Source organism: Cupriavidus sp. 8B (assembly GCF_054589115.1).
In genome coordinates this window covers 10,982-30,649 of record NZ_BAAILO010000225.1, presented here as the reverse complement: position 1 = coordinate 30,649, position 19,668 = coordinate 10,982, and the positions used below count along the sequence as shown (strand labels likewise).

The window sequence follows — 19,668 nt, the reverse complement described above, 5'->3', positions numbered from 1 at the left end:
AATTCTTCTTACAACCCTAACCACGGCAAACATGCTGATTCATCCCCAATTCGATCCGGTTGCGATTCATCTCGGCCCGCTCGCCATCCGCTGGTATGGGCTGATGTACCTCGCCGGGTTCATCATGTTCCTGTGGTTCGGGCGCCTGCGCATCCGCCAGCCGCACATCGCGGCCCAGGGCTGGACGGTCAAGGACCTGGACGACATGCTGTTCTTCGGCGTGCTGGGCGTGATCCTGGGCGGGCGGCTGGGCTATGTGTTGTTCTACAAGGCCGATTACTACCTGAGCCATCCGCTCGAGATCTTCAAGGTGTGGGAGGGCGGCATGGCCTTCCACGGCGGCTTCTTGGGCGTGATCGTGGCGATGTGGCTGTTCGGCAAGCTGCGCGGGCGGCACTGGATGGAGGTCACCGACTTCATCGCGCCGATGATCCCCTGCGGGCTGGCGGCCGGGCGCATCGGCAACTTCATCAACGGCGAGCTGTGGGGCCGGCCCACCGACCTGCCGTGGGGCATGATCTTCCCGCAGGCCGGCGACAACATTCCCCGCCATCCTTCCCAGCTCTATCAATTTGCCGGCGAAGGCGTGGCGCTGTTCATCATCCTGTGGCTGTTCGCCAGGAAGCCGCGCCCCATGGGCGCTGTCTCGGGCATGTTCCTGATCGGCTACGGCGGCTTCCGCTTCCTTGCCGAGTTCGCGCGCGAGCCGGATAACTTCCTGGGCCTGCTGGCGCTGAACTTCTCCATGGGCCAGTGGCTGAGCCTGCCGATGATCCTGGCCGGCATCGCCATGGTGGTCTGGGCGTACCGTCACGGACAGACGGCGCAGGCACCGGTTCGTTAAAGCTGGCGCAGATGACGATGTTCACCGCCGCCATCTTCGATATGGATGGCCTGCTGATCGACTCCGAGCGCGCCATCATGCAAGCGTGGATCGGCGCCGCGCACGAGCTCGGCATTGCGCTGGCGGCCAGCGATTATGTGCAGGTCATCGGCAAGGCCGCGCCGGAGTCCAACGCGCTGCTGGTTTCCCTGCTTGGCGATGAGCGTGCCTTTCGCCAGGTGCAGGCGATGGCGGGCGCGCAATTGCATGCGCCGGTCACGGGGCCGAGGTTTCCGCTGAAGCCCGGCGCCAAGGAACTGCTGATGGCGCTGCGCCATGCCGGCATTCCCTGCGCGGTGGCATCGTCGTCCCGCGTCGAGGAGATCAAGGACCGGCTCGGGCGCGTGGGCGTGCTGGATTTCTTTGCTTGCGTCTCGGGTGGCGATGAGGTGCGCCGCGGCAAGCCCGACCCGGCGCTCTACCAGCTCGCCGCCGAGCGCCTCGGCGTGGCGCCGCAGGCGTGCCTGGCGTTCGAGGACAGCGAGAACGGCGCAACGGCCGCGAACCGCTCGGGCGCACAGGTGGTGGTGGTGCCCGATATCAAGCCGCCTTCGCCGGCCGTGACCGGATTCAGTTTCCGGGTACTGGGCACGCTGCATGAGGCGATCCCGTACATTTCGCGTTGGTTCGGCCGCACAGGCCCAGCGGGGCTGGAGCCATAGGGCCTGAGGCACAGCCTGCCGATGTTCCTCGCGAGAGGTCGGGCACGGTGGTGTGGATGGCTCGAATGTGATGGCCGCGCGGTATCGGCATGGCGGCTTCGGCATGAGCGTCAACGGCGCTTGGGCAGGACCGCTGGCGGTGTGTATTCTTCCCGTCAGGCGGGCCGTTTGACACATCCCGCCCCTATTCTCCGGGAGGGGGCTGCCCATGAACGACAGCGATGGAAATGGCACGTGAGGCGGCTGGAGCCGAGGCTTCCCCGAAGCGGGTACGCGTCGCTGCCACGGCGGACTTGCGCGACGACGTTGCGCTGCCGGCCAGTGTGGACGGGGTGGATCTCGTCGTGATCGGACATGGCGGCGGTGCCGTGGTCTACCAGGGGCACTGCCCCCACCGGGGTACGCTGCTGGCGGAAGGCGCCATCGAAAACGGCACGCTGACATGCCGTGGGCACGGCTGGCGCTTCGACTGCGGTTCCGGAATCGCGGCCGAGCGGCCCGAGGTCTGCCTGAAGCGGTTCACCGCCTTCGTCGAAGACGGCGAGGTCAGGGTGGAGCGCGATGACGTGCTCGCGTGGCAGCGCCTGCAGGCAGAGCGGGATGCGGCGTCGCCAGCGTCGCGGCCGAGCCCTGGCCTGCGCTCGCTCGCACAGCTTCCCGGGCCGAAGGGGCTGCCCTTGCTAGGCAGCGCGTTGCAGTTGCAATGGGAGCAGCGGCGGATGCACCTGGTCTTCGAGCAATGGTGCGAGGCGTTCGGTCCCCTATACAGCATCCGCCTGATGAACCGGCTGGCCCTGGTGGTCGCGCGAGGGGAGTTGATCGACAAGATCCTCCATGACCGGCCCGAGACCTATCGCCGTATCGGCGCGCTCGAGGCGGTGGCGCTGGAGTTGGGCGCGCTCGGCGTGTTCGCCGCCGAGGGCGAGGTGTGGCGCAGGCAGCGCCGGCCGGTGGCGCAGGCGCTCGACGCGCACCGGCTGCGCGATTTCTTTCCAATGCTGTCCAGCGTCACACTGAGGCTGAAGCGGCGATGGCAAAAGGCGGCCGCGCAAAGACGGCATGTGGATGTGCAGCATGACCTGATGCGGTACACCGTTGACGTGACGACCGCCCTGGCCTTCGGCTACGACATGAATACGCTGGAGCGCGAAGGCGAGGTTATCCAAAAGCATCTAGAACAGATCTTGCCGATGATGAACCGGCGCATCAATGCGCCATTTCCCTACTGGCACTACCTCAGGCTGCCGGCGGACCGCTCGTTCGACCGTGCCATGGTGGCGATCCGCCAAACCATCGGCGAGTTCATCGCCGCGGCACGCCAGCGGCTGGCGCAGAGCCCGGAGCTCGCCGCGCATCCGACCAACTTCCTGGAGGCGATGCTGGTTGCCCAGGCCGCGGGCCAGGCGTCGCTGGACGATGAGGAGCTGTTCGCAAACATCTTCACCATGCTGGTAGCGGGCGAGGATACGACCGCCAACGCCATCGCCTGGATGATGCATTTCATGTGCAGCCACCCGGAGGTGCAGCACAGGATGCAGGAGGAAGTTGGGGCGGTGCTGGGGCAGGCAGAGGTCCTGCAGGACATACGGGATGCCGCCAGGCTTGTGTACGTCGAGGCGGTCGCGCATGAATCGCTGCGGCTCAAGCCGGTCGCGCCGCTCCTCTTCCTCGAACCCAACGTCGATGTGGCTGTCGGCGGCGTGCGGGTGCCGCGCGGGACGCTGGTCGTGCTGTTGAACCGGCCCAATGCGCTGCAGGAGCGCAACTTCCCCGCTGCCCGGGAGTTCCGGCCGGAGCGCTGGCTGCAGGGCGCGACGGCGGCCCAGCATCGCAGCGGCTTCGTGCCGTTCGGCTCGGGACCGCGCTTGTGTCCGGGACGCAATCTCGCGTTGCTGGAGGCCAAGGCGGCGATTTCGATGGTCTGCCAGAACTTTGACGTCAGGCATGCGCCGGGATCGGGGCCAGTGGGGGAGGCCTTTGTCTTTACGATGATGCCGACGGATTTGCAGGTGGTTTTTTCAGCGCGCTAGCGCAATGGCGTTCGAGACTGGCGTGGCCACCGTGGCAATTCACGCCCGCGGCCGCGTGCTGCGGCGCGTCAGCGAGTGCCAGGGCGAGCGCTGGCTGGTACGGCGGCTGCACAGCCTGCGCCGGAGCCGCGCCGGCGCTGGCGAGGCGGGCTAGTCAGGATACTCAATCGGCACTATCGGGGGCGTCGCGGCCCAATTTCACCTTCCTGGTGCATGCAGCGCATGCGGCTGCGCAACATCGAATTGTCTTGTCTTCGCGTCGCCGTTATTCATAATTATGAATTATTGGGCCTGGCAAGACACATTCCATCGCTTGATCCGCCACCCCGATGCCGTTGCATTTCCGTCCGGAGGCACCATGCGCATCATCCAGCAGGCCCTGTACCTTGAAGTCGCGGAGCGCCTGCGCACCATGATCGACGAGCACGCGCTGATGCCCGGCGCCTGGATCGACGAAGCCGCGGTGGCCGAGTCGATGGGGATTTCGCGCACGCCGATGCGCGAGGCGCTCAAGGTGCTGGCCGCCGAAGGCCTGGTGCGGCTGGAGCCGCGCCGCGGCTGCTTCGTCAACGCGCTGTCCGAGCAGGATCTCGACGAGATCTTCCCGCTGATGGCACTGCTGGAAGGGCGCTGCGCCTATGAGGCCGCGCGCAACGCCACCGCCGAGGACCTGGACGCGCTCGAAAGCCTGCACGCCGACCTGACGCAGTATGCGCAGGCTGGCAATATCGACGCCTACTACGAAACCAACTACCAGATCCACGAAGCCATCCAGCGGCTCGCCGGCAATCGCTGGCTGTCCGGCCTGATCAGCGACCTGCGCAAGGTGCTGCGGCTGTCGCGCCACAAGAGCCTGAAGCTGCCAGGCCGCATCCGCGAATCCTGCGCCGAGCATCTGTCGGTGTTCTCCGCGCTCAAGGCGCATGACCCGGAGGGCGCCGAAACCCTGATGAAGACGCACTTGCTGCGCCAGCGCGGCGCGCTCAGGGCGCTGGACGCCGCGGAGATGGCCGAGGCCGGCGACGTTGTCGATGGCGGCGATCCGCCCCCCGGCACACAGCACGCCCGCCTGCACCTGGCGGGGAAATCATCCACTGACCGATAGTCCGATAGTCCGATAGCCCGATGGACCGATAGCAGCTAACAGACAGCCAAGAAGACAGCCAAGAGCAGGTACGCCCATGGATTCCCTCAGCAACAGCGAACAGAAAGTCAGCGCTCCCCTTAGCGGCCACGAGCCGTTGGCGGACACCCTGTTGTCGCGCTTCGGCCGGTGGTGGGGCCGCAAGGGCGATGGCAAGGCCAAGCCGAATGCGGCTGCGGATGCCAAGGCGCACGCCAAGGCCGTGGCGCTCCCGGCTCGCGTGCTGCGCCGGCAGCGCGAGCAGCTGCGCCAGTGCTTCGACGCGCGCCTGACCGACAGCGCCGCCAATACCGCCGCGCAGACCTGGCGGGCCGAGTACGAAGCCGCGGGCGATGACGCGCGCCAGGCCATGCTCGGCGTGCTGGCCGAAGTCGCGGCCAGCGGCAGCGTGCAAGCGGATGACCAGGGCAAGGACGGCAAGGATGGCATGGACGGCAACGCGGCCAGATCCGCGTCCGGCCTGCCGCAGGCCATGTCCAACGCGCGCATCCGTTTTTTCAAGCGGCTTGCTGCCCTGCACGGGCAGGAGGGCGCGAGCGTCTGCGGCCTGCATTTCCTGATCGGCCTGCGCGCGGACATGCTGCGCTGGCACAAGCGCGTGCCGGGCCTGCGCCCGCTCGACGAGGATCTGGAGGCGTTGTTCTCCAACTGGTTCGACGTGGGCCTGCTGGAATTGCAACCCATCACCTGGGACTCGCCCGCCTCGCTGCTGGAAAAGCTGATCCGCTACGAGGCCGTGCACGAGATCGCGTCCTGGGCGGATCTGCGCAACCGGCTCGATTCCGATCGCCGCTGCTATGCGTTCTTCCACCCGCGCATGCCGCGCGAGCCGCTGATCTTTGTCGAGGTCGCCTTCGTGCCCGAGATGGCCGCCAACGTCCACGCGCTGCTGGACGAAGCCGCGCCGCTGGAAGACCTGCGCCGCGTGAAGTGGGCGATCTTCTATTCCATCTCCAATACGCAGGCAGGCCTGCGCGGCGTGAGCTTCGGCAACTTCCTGCTCAAGCGCGTGATCGAGGAATTGCAGCGCGAGTTTCCCAAGCTCAAGCAGTTCGCCACGCTCTCGCCCATTCCCGGGTTTGCCGACTGGCTGCGCAAGCGCGATGGCGAGTCGGTGGCCAAGGTGCTGGGCGACAAGCGCCTGGCGCGCTGGCGCGAGCGCCACGGCACGCCGCCCGCCGACGGTGCCGGCTGGCTGGCCGCGCTGCCTGCCGATTCCGGAGACGCGATGGTGCGCGACACCGCGCTGGCGCTGGCCGCGCATTATCTGGTGCGCGAGCGCCAGCAGGCGCTGCCGGCCGATCCGGTGGCGCGCTTTCACCTGGGCAATGGCGCCTGCGTGGAGCGGCTGAACTGGGCCGCCGATCTGTCGCGCAAGGGGCGCGCGCAGTCGTGCGGCATGATGGTGAATTATCTTTACGTGCCCGAGGCGCTCGATGAAAATCTGGTGCGCCTTGGCAACGGATCCCCGCGCATGAGCCGCGCGGTGAGCAAGCTGTTGTAACCCTGGTCAGGTAAAAGACAAGGCCGCGGGCCGCGTTCTCCGGGCCATGCCAGCCGTTCTTCATTTTGACTTTCCGCAGCAGAACAGAAGAGAGAGGAGACAGAGTCATGAATCGTCGTCAGTTTCAACTGGCAGGGCTGGCTTGCGCGCTGGGCGCGGGTTTGGGCGCGGTAGCCCCCGTGGCGCAGGCCGACACCTGGCCGTCCAAGCCGATCACCGTGATCGTGCCGTTCCCGGCCGGCGGTGGCACCGATGCCTTCGCCCGCCCGCTGACCGCGCAGCTTTCCAAGCAGGTCGGCAAACAGTTCGTGATCGATAACCGCGGCGGCGCCGGCGGCACCGTGGGCGCCAGCATCGCGTCCAAGGCCGCGCCGGATGGCTATACCGTATTCATCGGCGGCGCGCACCACGCCATTGCACCGTCGTTCTACAAGAAGCTCGACTACGACATCGAGAAGGATTTCATCCCCATCACCGTGATTGCGCAGCCGCCGCAGGTGATCGTGGTGAACCCGGCCAAGGTCACCGCCAACACGTTGGGCGAGCTGATCGACTACGCCAAGAAGAATCCCGGCAAGCTGAACTACGCCTCGGCCGGCAACGGCTCCTCCCACCATCTGGCGGGCGAGCTGTTCAAGCTGCAGACCAAGACCTTCATCACGCATATCCCCTACAAGGGGGCGGGCCCTGCGCTGTCCGACCTGATCGCGGGCCAGGTGGACATGGATTTCGATGGGCTCGGCTCCTCTGCCCAGCACATCCGCGCCGGCCGCATCAAGGCGCTGGCGGTGGCATCGACCAAGCGTTCGGCCGCGTTCCCGAACGTGCCCACCGCCGCCGAGGCCGGGGTGCCCAACTACGAGGTTTCCACCTGGTACGCGATGTGGGTGCCGAAGAACACGCCCAAGGACATCGTCGACAGGCTCTACACCGAAGTGGAAAAGGCGCTCAACACGCCCGAGATGAAACAGATCTGGATTGCCAACGGCTCCGACACGCCGGCCTTCACGCAAGAGCAGTTCGCGCAGTTCCAGCGCGCCGAGATCAAGCGCTGGGCTACGGTGGTGCAGCAGTCCGGCGCCAAGATCGATTGATGGAGGATAGCCAAATGGTTCCCGATGTTTCCCGTCAGCGTGGAGCGCAGGCATGAGCGGCACGGTGGCGTTCGCGCGTGAGGGTGACGTGGCTACGGTCACGCTGTCCAACGCGGGCAAGCTCAATGCCATCTCGGTGGCGATGTGGCGCGCGCTGGCGCAGGGTTTTGCGGACCTGTCCGCCGATCCCTCGCTGCGCTGCGTGGTGCTGCGCGGCGCTGATGGCAACTTTGCCGCGGGCGCCGACATTGCCGAGTTCCCCGAGCAACGGGGCGACGCCGCCGCGCTGCGCCGTTACCACGAAGCGGTGATTGCGCCCGCGCTGGCCGCCATCGCGGGCTGCCTGCATCCCACGCTGGCCATGATCGAAGGGGTTTGCGTGGGCGGCGGGCTGGAGATCGCCTGCCATTGCGACCTGCGCATCGCCGCCGACGATAGCCGCTTTGGCGTGCCGATCAACCGGCTCGGCTTTCCCATGGCGCCTGGCGAGCTGACCGGGCTGCTGGCCCTGGCGGGCCGCGCGGTGACGCTGGAGATCCTGCTGGAGGGCAGGGTGTTCGACGCTGCCGAGGCGCGCGAGAAGGGACTGCTGACGCGCGTGGTGCCGGCCGCGTCACTGGGCAACGAAGTCGCCGCGGCCGTGAAGCGCATCGCGGCCGGCGCGCCGCTGGCCGCCCGCATCAACAAGGAGAGCATCCGCCGCCTGGCGAGCGCGCCAGCGCCGCTCACCGCGGCGGAGCTCGACGCGCACTTCCGCTATGGCGACAGCGCCGACCATGCCGAAGGCGTGGCCGCATTCCTGGCCCGCCGGCCGCCGCGCTTTACTGGGCAATAGCACGGGCAATAGCTTTAGGTATCATTGCCGGCTATCGATCGGATTGCCCATGCGGATTGCCCATGCTATTGCCGATTCCGTTTTTTATCTTCCGCAATATGAACGCCAACCTGTTCGCCCTATTCGAATCCCGCTTCCCGGCGGACCGCAGTGCCTGCTGCATTGAAACCCACGACGGCCTCTACTACAGCTGGGACGACCTCGACCGCGCCACCGCCAAGATGGCCAACCTGCTGGCCGCGCTCAAGCTGCCCGAAGGCGCGCGCGTGGCGGTGCAGGTGGAAAAATCGCCCGAGGCGCTGTTCCTGTACCTCGCCACGCTGCGTGCCGGCTACATTTACCTGCCGCTCAATACCGCCTACCAGGAAGCCGAGATCGACTACTTCGTGGGCAACGCGGAGCCGGCGGTGGTGGTGTGCAGCAGCGCCAACTTCGGCTGGGTCTCCAAGGTAGCGTTCCGCCACGGCACCAAGCACGTCTTCACGCTGGACGACGACCGCTCCGGCTCGCTGTTGTCCCGCGCTGCCGCGCAGCCCGACGCCTTCACCACGGTGGCGCGCGGCGCCGACGAGCTTGCCGCCATCCTCTACACCTCGGGCACCACGGGGCGCAGCAAGGGCGCCATGCTCACGCACGGCAACCTGGCGTCCAACGCCAAGACGCTGCATGCATACTGGGGCTGGCGCAACGATGACGTGCTGCTGCACATGCTGCCGATCTTCCACGTGCATGGCCTGTTCGTGGCGTCGCACGGGGCGCTGCTGGCCGGCGCCAAGATGATCTGGGCGCCCAAGCTCGACATGGCGCAGATCCTGAAATTCCTGCCGCGTTGCACCGTGATGATGGGCGTGCCCACGTATTACGTGCGCATGGTGCAGGAGCCGCGCTTTGATGACGACACTTGCCGCCGCATGCGCCTGTTCGTGTCCGGCTCCGCGCCGCTGCTGATGGAAACCTTCGATGCGTTCCGCGAGCGCACCGGGCACACCATCCTGGAGCGCTACGGCATGAGCGAGACCGTGATGCTGGTCTCCAACCCATACGAAGCGCAGGACGGCGAGCGTATCGGCGGCACCGTCGGCAAGCCGCTGCCGGGCGTGTCGGTGCGCGTGGTGGATGGTGACGGCAAGCCTTGCGCGGCCGGCGAGATCGGCAATGTGGAAGTGCGCGGCCCGAACGTGTTCAAGGGTTACTGGCGCATGCCGGAGAAGACGCAGGAGGAGTTCACCACCGACGGCTGGTTCAAGACCGGCGACGTAGGCCGCTTTGGCGGCGCCATCGTCGGCCAGGCCGGCGAGCGCAAGGTGCCCGACGACTACCTGACCATCGTTGGCCGCAGCAAGGACCTGATCATCTCCGGTGGCTACAACGTCTACCCGAAGGAGATCGAGAGCTTTATCGACGAGATGCCGGGCGTGGCGGAAAGCGCCGTGATCGGCGTGCCGCATGCCGATTTCGGCGAGGCCGTGGTGGCGGTGGTGGTCGGCAAGCCCGGCGCCTCGCTCGACGCGCTGGGCCTGATCGGCGGGCTCAAGGGCCGCATCGCCAACTTCAAGGTGCCCAAGCGCGTGCACCTGGTCGATGAGCTGCCGCGCAACACCATGGGCAAGGTGCAGAAGAACGTGCTGCGCCAGCAGTTCGGGGAGCTGTAAGCGCCCGCTACGAGGTGACGGCCAAGGCCGTCGCCTCGCGGCTAGACCACCCCTAGCCGTTCCTTCAACACCCCCGCCTTGGACCGGCTCACCGGCACCAACGTATTCTCCACATCATCCATCACCAGGTGGAAATGCTCTTCCGACTTGACCACCTCGATGGCATGCGCAAGGCTGACGATGTGGCTGCGGTGCACCCGTAGGTAGATGCTGTCATCCAGCCGCAGCTCCAGATCCGTCAGCGAGAGATTGGACAGGTAACGCTCGTCCTTCGTCACGATCGTCGTGTAGTGGCCGTCGCCCTGGAAACGCACGATGTCCTTCAGGTCCACCAGGATCACGCGGTTCTTGCGATAGACCGGAATCTTGAATAGCCGCCGCGGCGATGGTACGGGGCTGCCCGCGCGCTGGTCGTCCGGCTCCGTGGTGAGATCCGTCACGTCGTAGAAAATCATGCAGGTGCCGCATATTCCGCCCGAGGCCGTCATCTTGGACACCTTGATCAGCAGGATCCGGTCCGGGATATTGATCATCATGGCGAGCGGCGGCGGCGACTTCACCGGGCAGCCGCTGGCGTCCTCCGCATGCAGCAGGAAGCGCAGCTTCTCCCGGCTCTTCTCCGGATGCAGTTGCACCACGTCGATGCCGATCAGCTTGTCCTGGCTGACGCCCAGCGACTGCTCGCTGGCGGGACCCAGGATTTGCAGCGCCACATCGTTGAACGCGGTGACATGCCCTTGCGCATCGAGCCAGACAATGCCCGGATTGAACTGTTCCAGCTTGTGCTGGAACGTCTCCTGGCGTCGCGCTTCCGGCGTCGGCACGGTGAAGGGCGCATGGCGGTCCATTCACATCTCCTGGTCTTTCCTGGGGCCCATCGCGCGCCTGGCGGGGCATTTCCGTTGTATGTGCAAGCCGCATTTCGTGCAAGTTTTCCGACGCTTGGCGCGGGCAGGACGGCGGTTCGGGAAATCAAATTGATTTGCTGCGCTGCATTATGAAATGCTCCAAGAAACACAACACGCCCGGCCCCTCGCCGCGCGTGCATGGCGGCAGGCACATGACAAGGAGACTAGCGTGATACCTCGTGCGTTCGAATACCACGCGCCGACGACGCTGCCCGAGGCGTTTGCGCTGCTCGGCGAATACGGCGACGACGCCAAGCTCCTGGCCGGCGGGCACAGCCTGCTGCCCATGATGAAGCTGCGCTTTGCCGAGCCCGCCCACCTGATCGACCTGGGCAAGCTGGCGGAACTCAAGGGCATCCGCGAGGCCGGCGGGGAGATCCGCATCGGCGCCATGACCACCGAGAACGAGTTGATCTGGTCGGCGCTGCTGCAGGAAAAATGCCCCTTGCTGGTCGAAGGCGCGCGCCTGATCTCGGACCCGCAGGTGCGCTACCGCGGCACCATCGGCGGCGACATCTCGCACGGCGATCCGGGCAATGATCATCCGGCTTTGATGATCGCGCTGGATGCCTCGTTCGTGCTCGCGGGCAAGCTGGCCGAGCGCGTGGTCCCGGCCGATGGCTTCTTTCTCGGCACCTACATGACGCTGCTCGAAGCCAGCGAGATCCTGACCGAGATCCGCATTCCGGTGCCGGCAACGGGCGCGGGCCATTGCTACGCCAAGCTCAAGCGCAAGTCCGGCGACTTCGCCACCGCGGCCACGGCTGTGATGCTGCGGATGCGCGGAGAGACGGTGGAGGATGTGCGCATCGCGCTGACCAATGTGGCGCCGTGCGTGCTGCGGGCGAACGATGCGGAGGATTTCCTGCGCGGCAAGCCGCTGGACGATGCCGCCATTGCCGAGGCCGCGCGGCTGGCCATGGCCATCTGCGATCCGGCCGAGGACCTGCGCGGCGACGTCGCATACAAGACGGCGATGGCGGGCGAGATGACGCAGCGGGCGCTGCGCGTCGCGTACTCGCGGGCGGCGCACTGAAAGCACAACACGGCAGGCAGGTTCCGGAGGCACGACATGAGCAAGAAGACGATGGTGTCGTTCAAGCTGAACGGCAAGGAGACCGACGTGGTGGTGGAGCCGCGCGAGCTGCTGATCCACACGCTGCGCGAGAAGTGCCTGCACACCGGCCCGCACATCGGCTGCGAGACCTCGCACTGCGGCGCCTGCACGGTCGACATGAACGGCATGTCCGTCAAATCGTGCACGGTGCTGACGGTGCAGGCGGAAGGGGCGGACTTGCTGACCGTCGAAGGCATGGCGTCGGGCGGCGAGCTGAGCGCGCTGCAGGAGGGTTTCATGCAGGAACACGCGCTGCAATGCGGCTTCTGCACGCCAGGCATGCTGATCCGCGCCCACCGGCTGCTGCAGGAGATTCCTGACCCGAGCGAGGAAGAGATCCGCTACTGGATGGCCGGCAACCTTTGCCGCTGCACCGGCTACCAGAACATCGTCAAGGCGGTGCAGTACGCCGTGCGCAAGCTGCGCGGCGAAGCGGTCCAGACCTCGCATCCGCTGATGGGCGAAGCGACGCACTGATCCGCAATGATCCCTCATCGACGCAACGGAGAAGCATGATGGGAAACATGAATGCGCAATCCGAGCGCGTGGCCGCGCTGGAAGGCATGGGCTGCTCGCGCAAGCGCCGCGAGGATCCGCGCTTCCTGCAGGGCAAGGGCACCTATGTCGACGACATCAAGATGCCGGGCATGCTGTTTGGCGTGATGGTGCGCAGCCCGTACGCCCATGCCCGCGTGAAGTCGATCGACAAGTCCCGCGCGCTGGCGCATCCCGGCGTGCACGCGGTGCTGACCGCCGACGACCTGAAGCCGCTCAAGCTGCACTGGATGCCTACCCTTGCCGGCGATGTGCAGGCGGTGCTGGCGGATGAGAAAGTCTGCTTCCAGAACCAGGAGGTGGCGTTCGTCGTGGCCGACGACCGCTATGTGGCGGCCGATGCCGCGGAACTGGTGGATGTGGAATACGAGGAGCTGCCCGCGCTGGTCGATCCGCTGCAGGCCCTGGCGCCTGACGCGCCGGTGATTCGCGAGGACATCCGCGACAAGCAGGCGGGCGCGCATGGCGCGCGCCGGCATCCCAACCACATCTTTACGTGGAATATCGGCGACAAGGACAAGACCGACCGCGCGTTCGACAACGCGGCGGTCACCGTGACGCAGGACATGTTGTACCCGCGCGTGCATCCGTGCCCGCTCGAGACCTGTGGCTGCGTGGCGTCCTACGACAAGGCGCGCGGAGACCTGACCGTCTACATCACCTCGCAGGCGCCGCACGTGGTGCGCACGGTGGTGGGGCTGCTCTCGTCTATCCCGGAATCCAAGATCCGCATCATCTCGCCGGATATCGGCGGCGGCTTCGGCAACAAGGTGGGCGTGTATCCCGGCTATGTGGTGTCCATCGTGGCATCGATCGTGCTCGGCCGGCCCGTCAAGTGGATCGAGTCGCGCGCCGAGAACCTCAGCACCACGGCGTTCGCCCGCGACTATCACATGAAGGGCGAACTGGCCGCGGACAGCGATGGCCGCATCAAGGCATTGCGCGTGCATGTCATCGCGGATCACGGCGCGTTCGACGCGTGCGCCGACCCCACCAAGTGGCCGGCGGGCATGTTCCATGTCTGTACCGGTTCCTACGCCATTCCCAATGCCTTCGTGTCGGTCGATGGCGTCTACACCAACAAGTTTCCCGGCGGCGTGGCGTATCGGTGCTCGTTCCGCGTGACGGAGGCGGTCTACCTGATCGAGCGCATGATCGACGTGCTCGCGCTCAAGCTCGGCATCGACAAGACGGAGCTGCGGCTGCGCAATTTCATCCGCAAGGAGCAGTTCCCATATCTCACGCCGCTGGGGCTCGAGTACGACTCCGGCGACTACGAAACCGCGCTCAGGAAGGTGCTGGACGCCGTCGACTATCCCGCGCTGCGCGCCGAGCAAGCGGCGCGGCGCGCGGATGCCAACGCGGAGTGGCTGATGGGCATCGGCGTGAGCACGTTCACCGAGATTGTCGGCGCGGGACCGTCGAAGTCCTGCGACATCCTGGGCATCGGCATGTTCGATTCCTGCGAGATCCGCGTGCATCCCGATGGCTCGGCCATTGCCCGCATGGGCACGATCACGCAGGGGCAGGGGCACCAGACCACCTACGCGCAGATCATCGCGTCGGAGGCGGGCATCCCGGCATCGGTGATCCAGGTGGAGGAGGGCGATACCTCCACCGCGCCGTATGGCCTGGGCACGTATGGCTCGCGCTCCACGCCGGTGGCCGGCGCGGCGGTGGCGCGCGCGGCGCGCAAGATCCGCGAGAAGGCACGCCTGATCGCCGCACACCTGTTCGAGGTCAGCCCGGACGATGTCGAGTTCGACCTGGACCGCTTTGCGCTCAAGGGCTCACCGGGGCAGTTCAAGACCTTGAAGGAAGTGGCCTGGGCTGCCTACAACAACGTGCCGGAAGGCATGGAGATGGGGCTGGAAGCGGTGGACTACTACGATCCGCCGAACTTCACGTTCCCCTTCGGCGCTTACTTGTGCGTGCTGGACATCAACCGCTATTCGGGCGAAACGCGCGTGCGCCGCTTCTACGCGCTCGATGATTGCGGCACGCGCATCAACCCCATGATCATCGAAGGCCAGATCCACGGCGGCCTGACGGAAGGCTTTGCGGTGGCGATGGGGCAGGAGCTGCCTTACGACGAGGCCGGCAACCTGCTGGGCGCGACGCTGCTGGATTACTTCGTCCCCACCGCGCTGGAAACGCCGCATTGGGAGACCGATTTCACAGTCACGCCATCGCCGCATCATCCGATCGGGGCCAAGGGCGTGGCGGAGTCGCCGCACGTCGGCTCGATCCCGTGCTTCACCTCGGCGGTGGTCGATGCTTTCGCGCATCTGGGTGTCACGCATATGAACATGCCCCACAACGCCTATCGCGTCTGGCAGCAGAGCCAGGCGCTGGGGCTGGCCGGGCGCTGAGGCACGAACCTGAGGACAGGCTGATGAAAGTCGCGCTTGAGAAGGTGTTTCCGCTGGCATCCGCGGCCGATGCCGCGTGGCAATCCTTGCAGGATATCGAGGCCGTGGCCGCGTGCATGCCGGGCGCGAAGCTCACGGAGCGCGTGGACGACACGCACTACAAGGGGACGATCACCGTGCGGCTCGGCCCGGCCACGATGTCGTTCAAGGGCGACATCGAAGTGCTTGGCCTGGATCCGCAAGCGCGCAGCTTGCACCTGGCCGGCAAGGGCGCGGATTCGACGGGGCAGTCCGCCGCGTCGATGGACCTGCTGGCGGCGGTGCGGGCAACCGGTGCGACGTGTGAGCTGGCTGGCAGGAGCGAGGTATCGATGAGCGGGAAGGCGGCGGCCTTCGGCGGGCGCATGATGAACACGGTGGCCGACCAGATCCTCAAGCAATTTGCCGACAACTTCGCGGCGCTGGTGCGGGCGCGGCAGGCACAGCCAATGCCTGAGTCTTCCGCTACGGACGCGCCGGCGGCTACACCGGCGGCTACACCGACGGCGCCCGCGCCGCAGGCCGAGCTCAATGGCCTGGCGCTCGCCTGGGCCGTGGTGCGCGACTGGTTGCGCGGTATCTTCTCGCGCAAGGCCACCTGAGCGATGCTTGATGGGATGAAAGATGCCGCCATGACCACTGACCGCATGCACGACGTAGTGACGCTGCAGCAGTGCCTGGAGGGCCATGGCTATATCGCCGAGCGCAGCTTCGCGGCAACCTTGCTGCTGACCATGGAAATGCGCCGGCCGCTGCTGCTGGAAGGCGAGGCGGGCGTCGGCAAAACCGAGGTCGCCAAGGCGCTCGCGCGGCTGCTGGATACGCGCCTGATCCGGCTGCAATGCTACGAGGGGCTGGACGCGCATTCAGCGCTCTACGAGTGGAATTACCAGCACCAGCTGCTGGCGATCAAGCTGCTGGAGCAGGATGAACGATCCGTGCTGGACAAGGAGCAGGATATCTTCTCCGAGCGCTACCTGTTAAAGCGCCCGCTGCTGGAAGCCATCACCACCACGCCGGCGCCCGTGCTGCTGATCGACGAGATCGACCGCACCGACGAAGCCTTCGAGGCCTATCTGCTGGAGCTGCTGTCGGACTTCCAGATGTCTATCCCGGAGCTCGGCGTGATCCGCGCGGCCGAGCGGCCCTTTGTGATCCTCACCTCCAACGGCACGCGCGAGATCTCGGATGCGTTGCGACGCCGCTGCCTGTACCAGTACGTGGACTATCCGAGCTACGACAAAGAGCTGCGGATCGTGCGCAAGCAGGTGCCGGATGTACCGGAGAAGCTGGCCCGCCAGATCGTGGAGTTTGTGCAGGCGGTTCGGCAGATGGAGATGCAGAAGCGGCCAGGCCTGGCCGAGACGCTCGACTGGGCGTCCGCGCTGCTGCGCCTCGGTGTCAGCGCGCTGGAGGCCGATGGCGCCGAGCGCATCATGGATTCCCTGTCCGCGCTGCTCAAGACGCGCGCGGACCAGGCCGGGCTGACCCGCCCGGTCGTTGAAAAGCTGGCTGCCGCATGCTGAGCGCGATCCCTTGCGCCAAAGAACGGGCGCCCCCGCATGGCCTCGAGGCCATCCTCGAATCCCGCTACACCGGGTTCGCGGGATGGCTGCGGGCCAACGGTTTCTCCATCACCAGCAGCGAGATGGCCGCCGCGATGGAGGTGGCCGAGCGCATGGGGCAACTGGACAGCCAGTTGCTGCGCTGGAGCCTGCGCGCGCTGCTGTGCTCGCGCGCCGAGGAGTGGCGCCGCTTCGACCCCCTGTTCGACACCTACTTCCTGCGACCGAACCGCCGCGCGCTGGTGCAGTCGCGTGCCAGCGGTGCCGGCCGCATGGAGCGCGAGCGCGACGCCGGCCTGCGCGACGATAGCGAGGGCACGCCGCTGGCGCCGGGCGGGCGTGGCAATGATGCCCCCGAGATGGGCGGCGCGGCCGCACGTGGCATGTCGGCAGAGGCGTCGCTGGCGCACGCAGATTTCCGTCATCTCAACCAGCCGGATGCGATGTTCGCCATCGACGAGGCCATGCGGCGCTTCGCACAGCGGCTGCGCGGCATACAGACGCGCCGCGAGCGCAGTGCCGTGTCCGGCCGCGTCATCGACATGGCGTCGACGGTGCGGCGCAGCGTGTCGCGCGGCGGCCTGCCGCTGGACCTGGCGTGGCGGCGCCGGCAGCGGCGGCGTCCGCGCATCGTCCTGCTGCTGGACGTGAGCCGCTCGATGAGCCTGTACAGCTTCTTCTTCCTGCGGCTGGCGCGCGTGCTGAGCGCCCGCGTGTCCGACGTGCATTGCTTCATCTTTCATACGCGGCTGGTGGGCATCGCGCAGGCGCTGCGCGATCCGGATCCCCTGCGCTCGCAGGAGCGCCTGGCGCTGCTGTCGGCCGGGTGGGCGGGCGGCACGCGCATCGGCGAAAGCCTGATTGAGTTCAACCGGCAGTACGCGGCGGCGCTGCTGCATTCGCGCACCGCCGTTGTGATCGTCAGCGATGGCTACGATGCCGGCGCACCGGCGTTGCTGCAGCAATCGCTGCAACAGATCCGCCGCCGTTGCCGCAGCGTGGTCTGGCTCAATCCGCTGGTGGGGCAGCCCGGCTTTACGCTGACCAGCGCGGGCATGGCGGCGGCGCTGCCGTATGTGGACCTGCTGGCCGGCGCGCGCGACCTGGCGAGCCTGCAGCAGGTTTTGCCCCAAGTGCTATCGGTGCTGCAATGAACGACGATACCCTCCTGCAACTCGAGCAACGGCTGATCGAAGCCTCGCTGCCGTTTGCCGTCACCACCGTGATCCGCGCGCTGCCGCCCACTTCGGCATGGGTCGGCGCGCAGGCGCTGGTCGAGGCCGATGGCGCCCTGCATGGCTGGATCGGCGGTGGCTGCTCGCGCGCCATCGTGATTCAGGCCGCACTCGAGGCGATCCGCTCGGGGCAGCCCAAGCTGCTGCGCATCAGCAACACGCTCGCCACGCAGGAGGCCGATGTGGAGGACCACGCCATGCCCTGCGCGAGCAACGGCACCATCGAGCTCTTCATCCAGCCAACCGTGCCGCCGCCCGTGGTGCTGGTACTGGGCGCAACGCCCACAGCGCTCGAGGCCTGTGTGCTCGCGCAGCGCATGGGGCTGCGCGTGGCTGCCGCGGCAAGCGTGACCTTGCCGCTCGCTGCGCTCGGCCTGCAGCGCGTCATCGAAGGCTTCGACAGCGCGGCATTCGCCTTGCTGAAGCCACAGCTGGTGCTGGTGGCCACCCAGGGCGATGCGGATGAGCAAGCCCTGGAAGCGGCCCTGCGCAGCCCGGCAGCGGCGGTGCTGCTGGTGGCGAGCCAGCGCAAGGCGGACAAGCTGCGCGAGGCCATGCGCGTGCGCGGCATCGAGCCGCAACGGCTGGCTGCGCTGCATGCGCCGGCCGGGCCCTATATCCATGCGCGGACCCCGGAAGAGATCGCGCTCGGCGCGGTCGCGGGGCTGGTGGCGCTGCGCCGCTCGCTGGAGCAGGAGCAGGCGGGCGGGGCGTTGCTCCCCGGCACAGCTGGGACGCTGCCCAAAGTGCGGCCGTGCGAGTCGATGGCATCGGTTGTGCCTGTGGCGCCTGTGGCGCCGACGCCAGCGCGCTACGTCAATCCAGTCTGCGGGATGGCGATCGATATCGCGTCTGCAAAGTATGTCGTCGACTACGGCGGGCAGCGGCTGTACTTCTGCTGCGACGGCTGCAAGGTCGAGTTCGAGCGCGAGCCCGGCAAATACCTGGCGATCGCGCAGGGCGCGCAGCAAGGCGAAACCACGTGAGCGTGAAGACATGGATGACACTACAAACGCGCCGCTGGCTTTCTCGGCGGTGGTGCTTGCCGCGGGCACGTCATCAAGGATGGGCGGCAAGCACAAGCTGCTGCTGCCGGTGGCCGGAGAGCCTGCTGTCAGGCGCACCGTGAGCGCCGTGCTGGCGGCGGGCCCACGGGAGCTTGTGGTGGTAACGGGTTTCAATGGCCGCGCGGTGACCGAAGCGCTCGCGGACTTGCCGGTCAGCTTCCAGCCTAATCCGCGCTATGAAGAAGGGCAGATGACCTCGGTGGCGGCCGGCGTTGCCGCGCTGCGCCTGCCGTGCAGCATCGTGCTGGTCTGCCTGGCCGACCAGGTCTTGCTGGGGCCCGGCGATTACCTGGAGCTGGTGCGCGCGTTCGGCGCGATGCCGCATGGCTCGATCCTGGTCCCGGTGTTCGAGGGGCAGCGCGGCAATCCCGTGGCGTTCTCGGCCAGTTATGCCGCCGAGGTAGTGGCGGGGCACGTGAATCCCGGCTGCCGCAAATTGATCGCCGACCATCCGGACGAAGTCTCCGTCCATGCAGCCAGCCATGATCGCTTTACCACCGACATGGATACGCCCGAGGACTACGCCCGCATTGTCGAGCGGCTAGGCGTGGGCTAGTGACAAAGTCGATTCTGCGCTGTCGCGCTCCCCCTCTCCCACTTGTGGGAGAGGGGCTGGGGGAGAGGGAGAAACTGCCGTCGTCATGGCGCGCGGCTTTGGGCCGTTCGGCGGCTTCGGCTTGTGCCTCAGGTTTGGCTGGTCTTCGCGTCTTGTGCGGGAGACTTACTTCAGCATCTGCACCGAGCCGTTCACCGTCACGGTGACCTGGGCCTTGCCGCCCTCGACCGGCACCGGCGCGGAATCGGCCATCATGGCCTTGGCCGCATACATGCGCGGCATCGGCTGCACTGCGCCCACCTCGCCCACCTGCACTTCACGGATGGTGTAGCTGCCGTAGCCGAACAGCTTGGTGGTGGCCTGCGCCTTGTCGCGGAACGACGCCACGGCCTGTTCGGTCAGCTTGGCCTCGGCGGCCAGGCGGGCTTCGCGCGAGAGCGAGAAGCTGAT

General features: G+C 66.8%; 19 protein-coding genes. 17 read left to right on the top strand and 2 right to left on the bottom strand.

Going from position 1 to position 19,668, the window contains the following annotated elements; translation table 11 throughout:
• Nucleotides 1–31 precede the first annotated feature (31 nt).
• From lgt to ACYP5B_RS22075, 9 genes are all read left to right on the top strand, one after another.
• Nucleotides 32–844 (top strand): prolipoprotein diacylglyceryl transferase, encoded by an 813-nt coding sequence (gene lgt / locus ACYP5B_RS22115; protein WP_400103565.1) that lies wholly within the window; start codon nucleotides 32–34, stop codon nucleotides 842–844.
• A 17-nt stretch (nucleotides 845–861) separates the two neighbouring features.
• Nucleotides 862–1,545: an HAD family hydrolase gene (locus ACYP5B_RS22110; RefSeq protein WP_459571110.1), complete on the top strand. Its 684-nt coding sequence runs from the start codon at nucleotides 862–864 to the stop codon at nucleotides 1,543–1,545.
• Between the two features lie 221 nt (nucleotides 1,546–1,766).
• Nucleotides 1,767–3,575 (top strand): cytochrome P450, encoded by a 1,809-nt coding sequence (locus tag ACYP5B_RS22105; protein ID WP_459571105.1) that lies wholly within the window; start codon nucleotides 1,767–1,769, stop codon nucleotides 3,573–3,575.
• 4 nt (nucleotides 3,576–3,579) lie between these two features.
• A complete protein-coding gene (locus ACYP5B_RS22100) occupies nucleotides 3,580–3,729 on the top strand; it encodes a hypothetical protein (protein ID WP_459571104.1) in 150 nt (49 codons plus the stop codon).
• A 204-nt stretch (nucleotides 3,730–3,933) separates the two neighbouring features.
• Nucleotides 3,934–4,680 (top strand): GntR family transcriptional regulator, encoded by a 747-nt coding sequence (locus ACYP5B_RS22095; protein ID WP_318231701.1) that lies wholly within the window; start codon nucleotides 3,934–3,936, stop codon nucleotides 4,678–4,680.
• A gap of 76 nt (nucleotides 4,681–4,756) precedes the next feature.
• A complete protein-coding gene (locus ACYP5B_RS22090) occupies nucleotides 4,757–6,223 on the top strand; it encodes a malonyl-CoA decarboxylase domain-containing protein (RefSeq protein ID WP_459571103.1) in 1,467 nt (488 codons plus the stop codon).
• 107 nt (nucleotides 6,224–6,330) lie between these two features.
• A complete protein-coding gene (locus ACYP5B_RS22085; protein ID WP_400100055.1) occupies nucleotides 6,331–7,317 on the top strand; it encodes a Bug family tripartite tricarboxylate transporter substrate binding protein in 987 nt (328 codons plus the stop codon).
• Nucleotides 7,318–7,369: 52 nt separating this feature from the next.
• Nucleotides 7,370–8,152 (top strand): enoyl-CoA hydratase/isomerase family protein, encoded by a 783-nt coding sequence (locus ACYP5B_RS22080; protein WP_459571102.1) that lies wholly within the window; start codon nucleotides 7,370–7,372, stop codon nucleotides 8,150–8,152.
• Nucleotides 8,153–8,250: 98 nt separating this feature from the next.
• The gene (locus ACYP5B_RS22075; RefSeq protein WP_459571109.1) at nucleotides 8,251–9,804 is read left to right on the top strand and encodes a malonate--CoA ligase; all 1,554 of its coding nucleotides are present in this window, start codon (nucleotides 8,251–8,253) and stop codon (nucleotides 9,802–9,804) included.
• A gap of 41 nt (nucleotides 9,805–9,845) precedes the next feature.
• Here the strand turns inward: ACYP5B_RS22075 and ACYP5B_RS22070 are convergent, their stop codons facing one another.
• Nucleotides 9,846–10,652, bottom strand: coding sequence for a LytR/AlgR family response regulator transcription factor (locus tag ACYP5B_RS22070; protein ID WP_459571101.1), 807 nt, complete (start codon nucleotides 10,650–10,652; stop codon nucleotides 9,846–9,848).
• Between the two features lie 229 nt (nucleotides 10,653–10,881).
• Here ACYP5B_RS22070 and ACYP5B_RS22065 point away from each other — a divergent pair, with 229 nt between their 5' ends.
• Genes ACYP5B_RS22065 through ACYP5B_RS22030 form a run of 8 tightly spaced genes read left to right on the top strand, consistent with a single transcriptional unit; the run spans nucleotide 10,882 to nucleotide 19,218 of the window.
• Nucleotides 10,882–11,748 (top strand): FAD binding domain-containing protein, encoded by an 867-nt coding sequence (locus ACYP5B_RS22065; RefSeq protein WP_459571100.1) that lies wholly within the window; start codon nucleotides 10,882–10,884, stop codon nucleotides 11,746–11,748.
• A gap of 36 nt (nucleotides 11,749–11,784) precedes the next feature.
• The gene (locus ACYP5B_RS22060; RefSeq protein ID WP_318231695.1) at nucleotides 11,785–12,306 is read left to right on the top strand and encodes a (2Fe-2S)-binding protein; all 522 of its coding nucleotides are present in this window, start codon (nucleotides 11,785–11,787) and stop codon (nucleotides 12,304–12,306) included.
• 47 nt (nucleotides 12,307–12,353) lie between these two features.
• Nucleotides 12,354–14,756, top strand: coding sequence for an aerobic carbon-monoxide dehydrogenase large subunit (locus tag ACYP5B_RS22055; protein ID WP_459571099.1), 2,403 nt, complete (start codon nucleotides 12,354–12,356; stop codon nucleotides 14,754–14,756).
• 23 nt (nucleotides 14,757–14,779) lie between these two features.
• Nucleotides 14,780–15,397 carry an SRPBCC family protein gene (locus ACYP5B_RS22050; RefSeq protein ID WP_459571098.1) on the top strand — a complete coding sequence of 206 codons (618 nt, stop codon included), beginning with the start codon at nucleotides 14,780–14,782 and terminating at the stop codon, nucleotides 15,395–15,397.
• A 30-nt stretch (nucleotides 15,398–15,427) separates the two neighbouring features.
• The gene (locus tag ACYP5B_RS22045) at nucleotides 15,428–16,321 is read left to right on the top strand and encodes an AAA family ATPase (RefSeq protein ID WP_400100066.1); all 894 of its coding nucleotides are present in this window, start codon (nucleotides 15,428–15,430) and stop codon (nucleotides 16,319–16,321) included.
• Nucleotides 16,315–17,514 (top strand): vWA domain-containing protein, encoded by a 1,200-nt coding sequence (locus ACYP5B_RS22040; protein WP_459571097.1) that lies wholly within the window; start codon nucleotides 16,315–16,317, stop codon nucleotides 17,512–17,514. The genes ACYP5B_RS22045 and ACYP5B_RS22040 overlap by 7 nt, the downstream gene beginning before the upstream one ends.
• Nucleotides 17,511–18,581, top strand: a complete 1,071-nt coding sequence (locus tag ACYP5B_RS22035; RefSeq protein WP_459571096.1) for an XdhC family protein — start codon at nucleotides 17,511–17,513, stop codon at nucleotides 18,579–18,581. Before ACYP5B_RS22040 ends, ACYP5B_RS22035 begins: the two co-directional genes overlap by 4 nt.
• Before the next feature lie 10 nt (nucleotides 18,582–18,591).
• Nucleotides 18,592–19,218 carry a nucleotidyltransferase family protein gene (locus ACYP5B_RS22030; protein ID WP_459571095.1) on the top strand — a complete coding sequence of 209 codons (627 nt, stop codon included), beginning with the start codon at nucleotides 18,592–18,594 and terminating at the stop codon, nucleotides 19,216–19,218.
• A gap of 165 nt (nucleotides 19,219–19,383) precedes the next feature.
• Here ACYP5B_RS22030 and ACYP5B_RS22025 read toward each other — a convergent pair.
• Nucleotides 19,384–19,668 (bottom strand): SIMPL domain-containing protein (locus ACYP5B_RS22025; protein ID WP_459571094.1); only part of this gene is annotated, 285 nt, incomplete at its 5' end.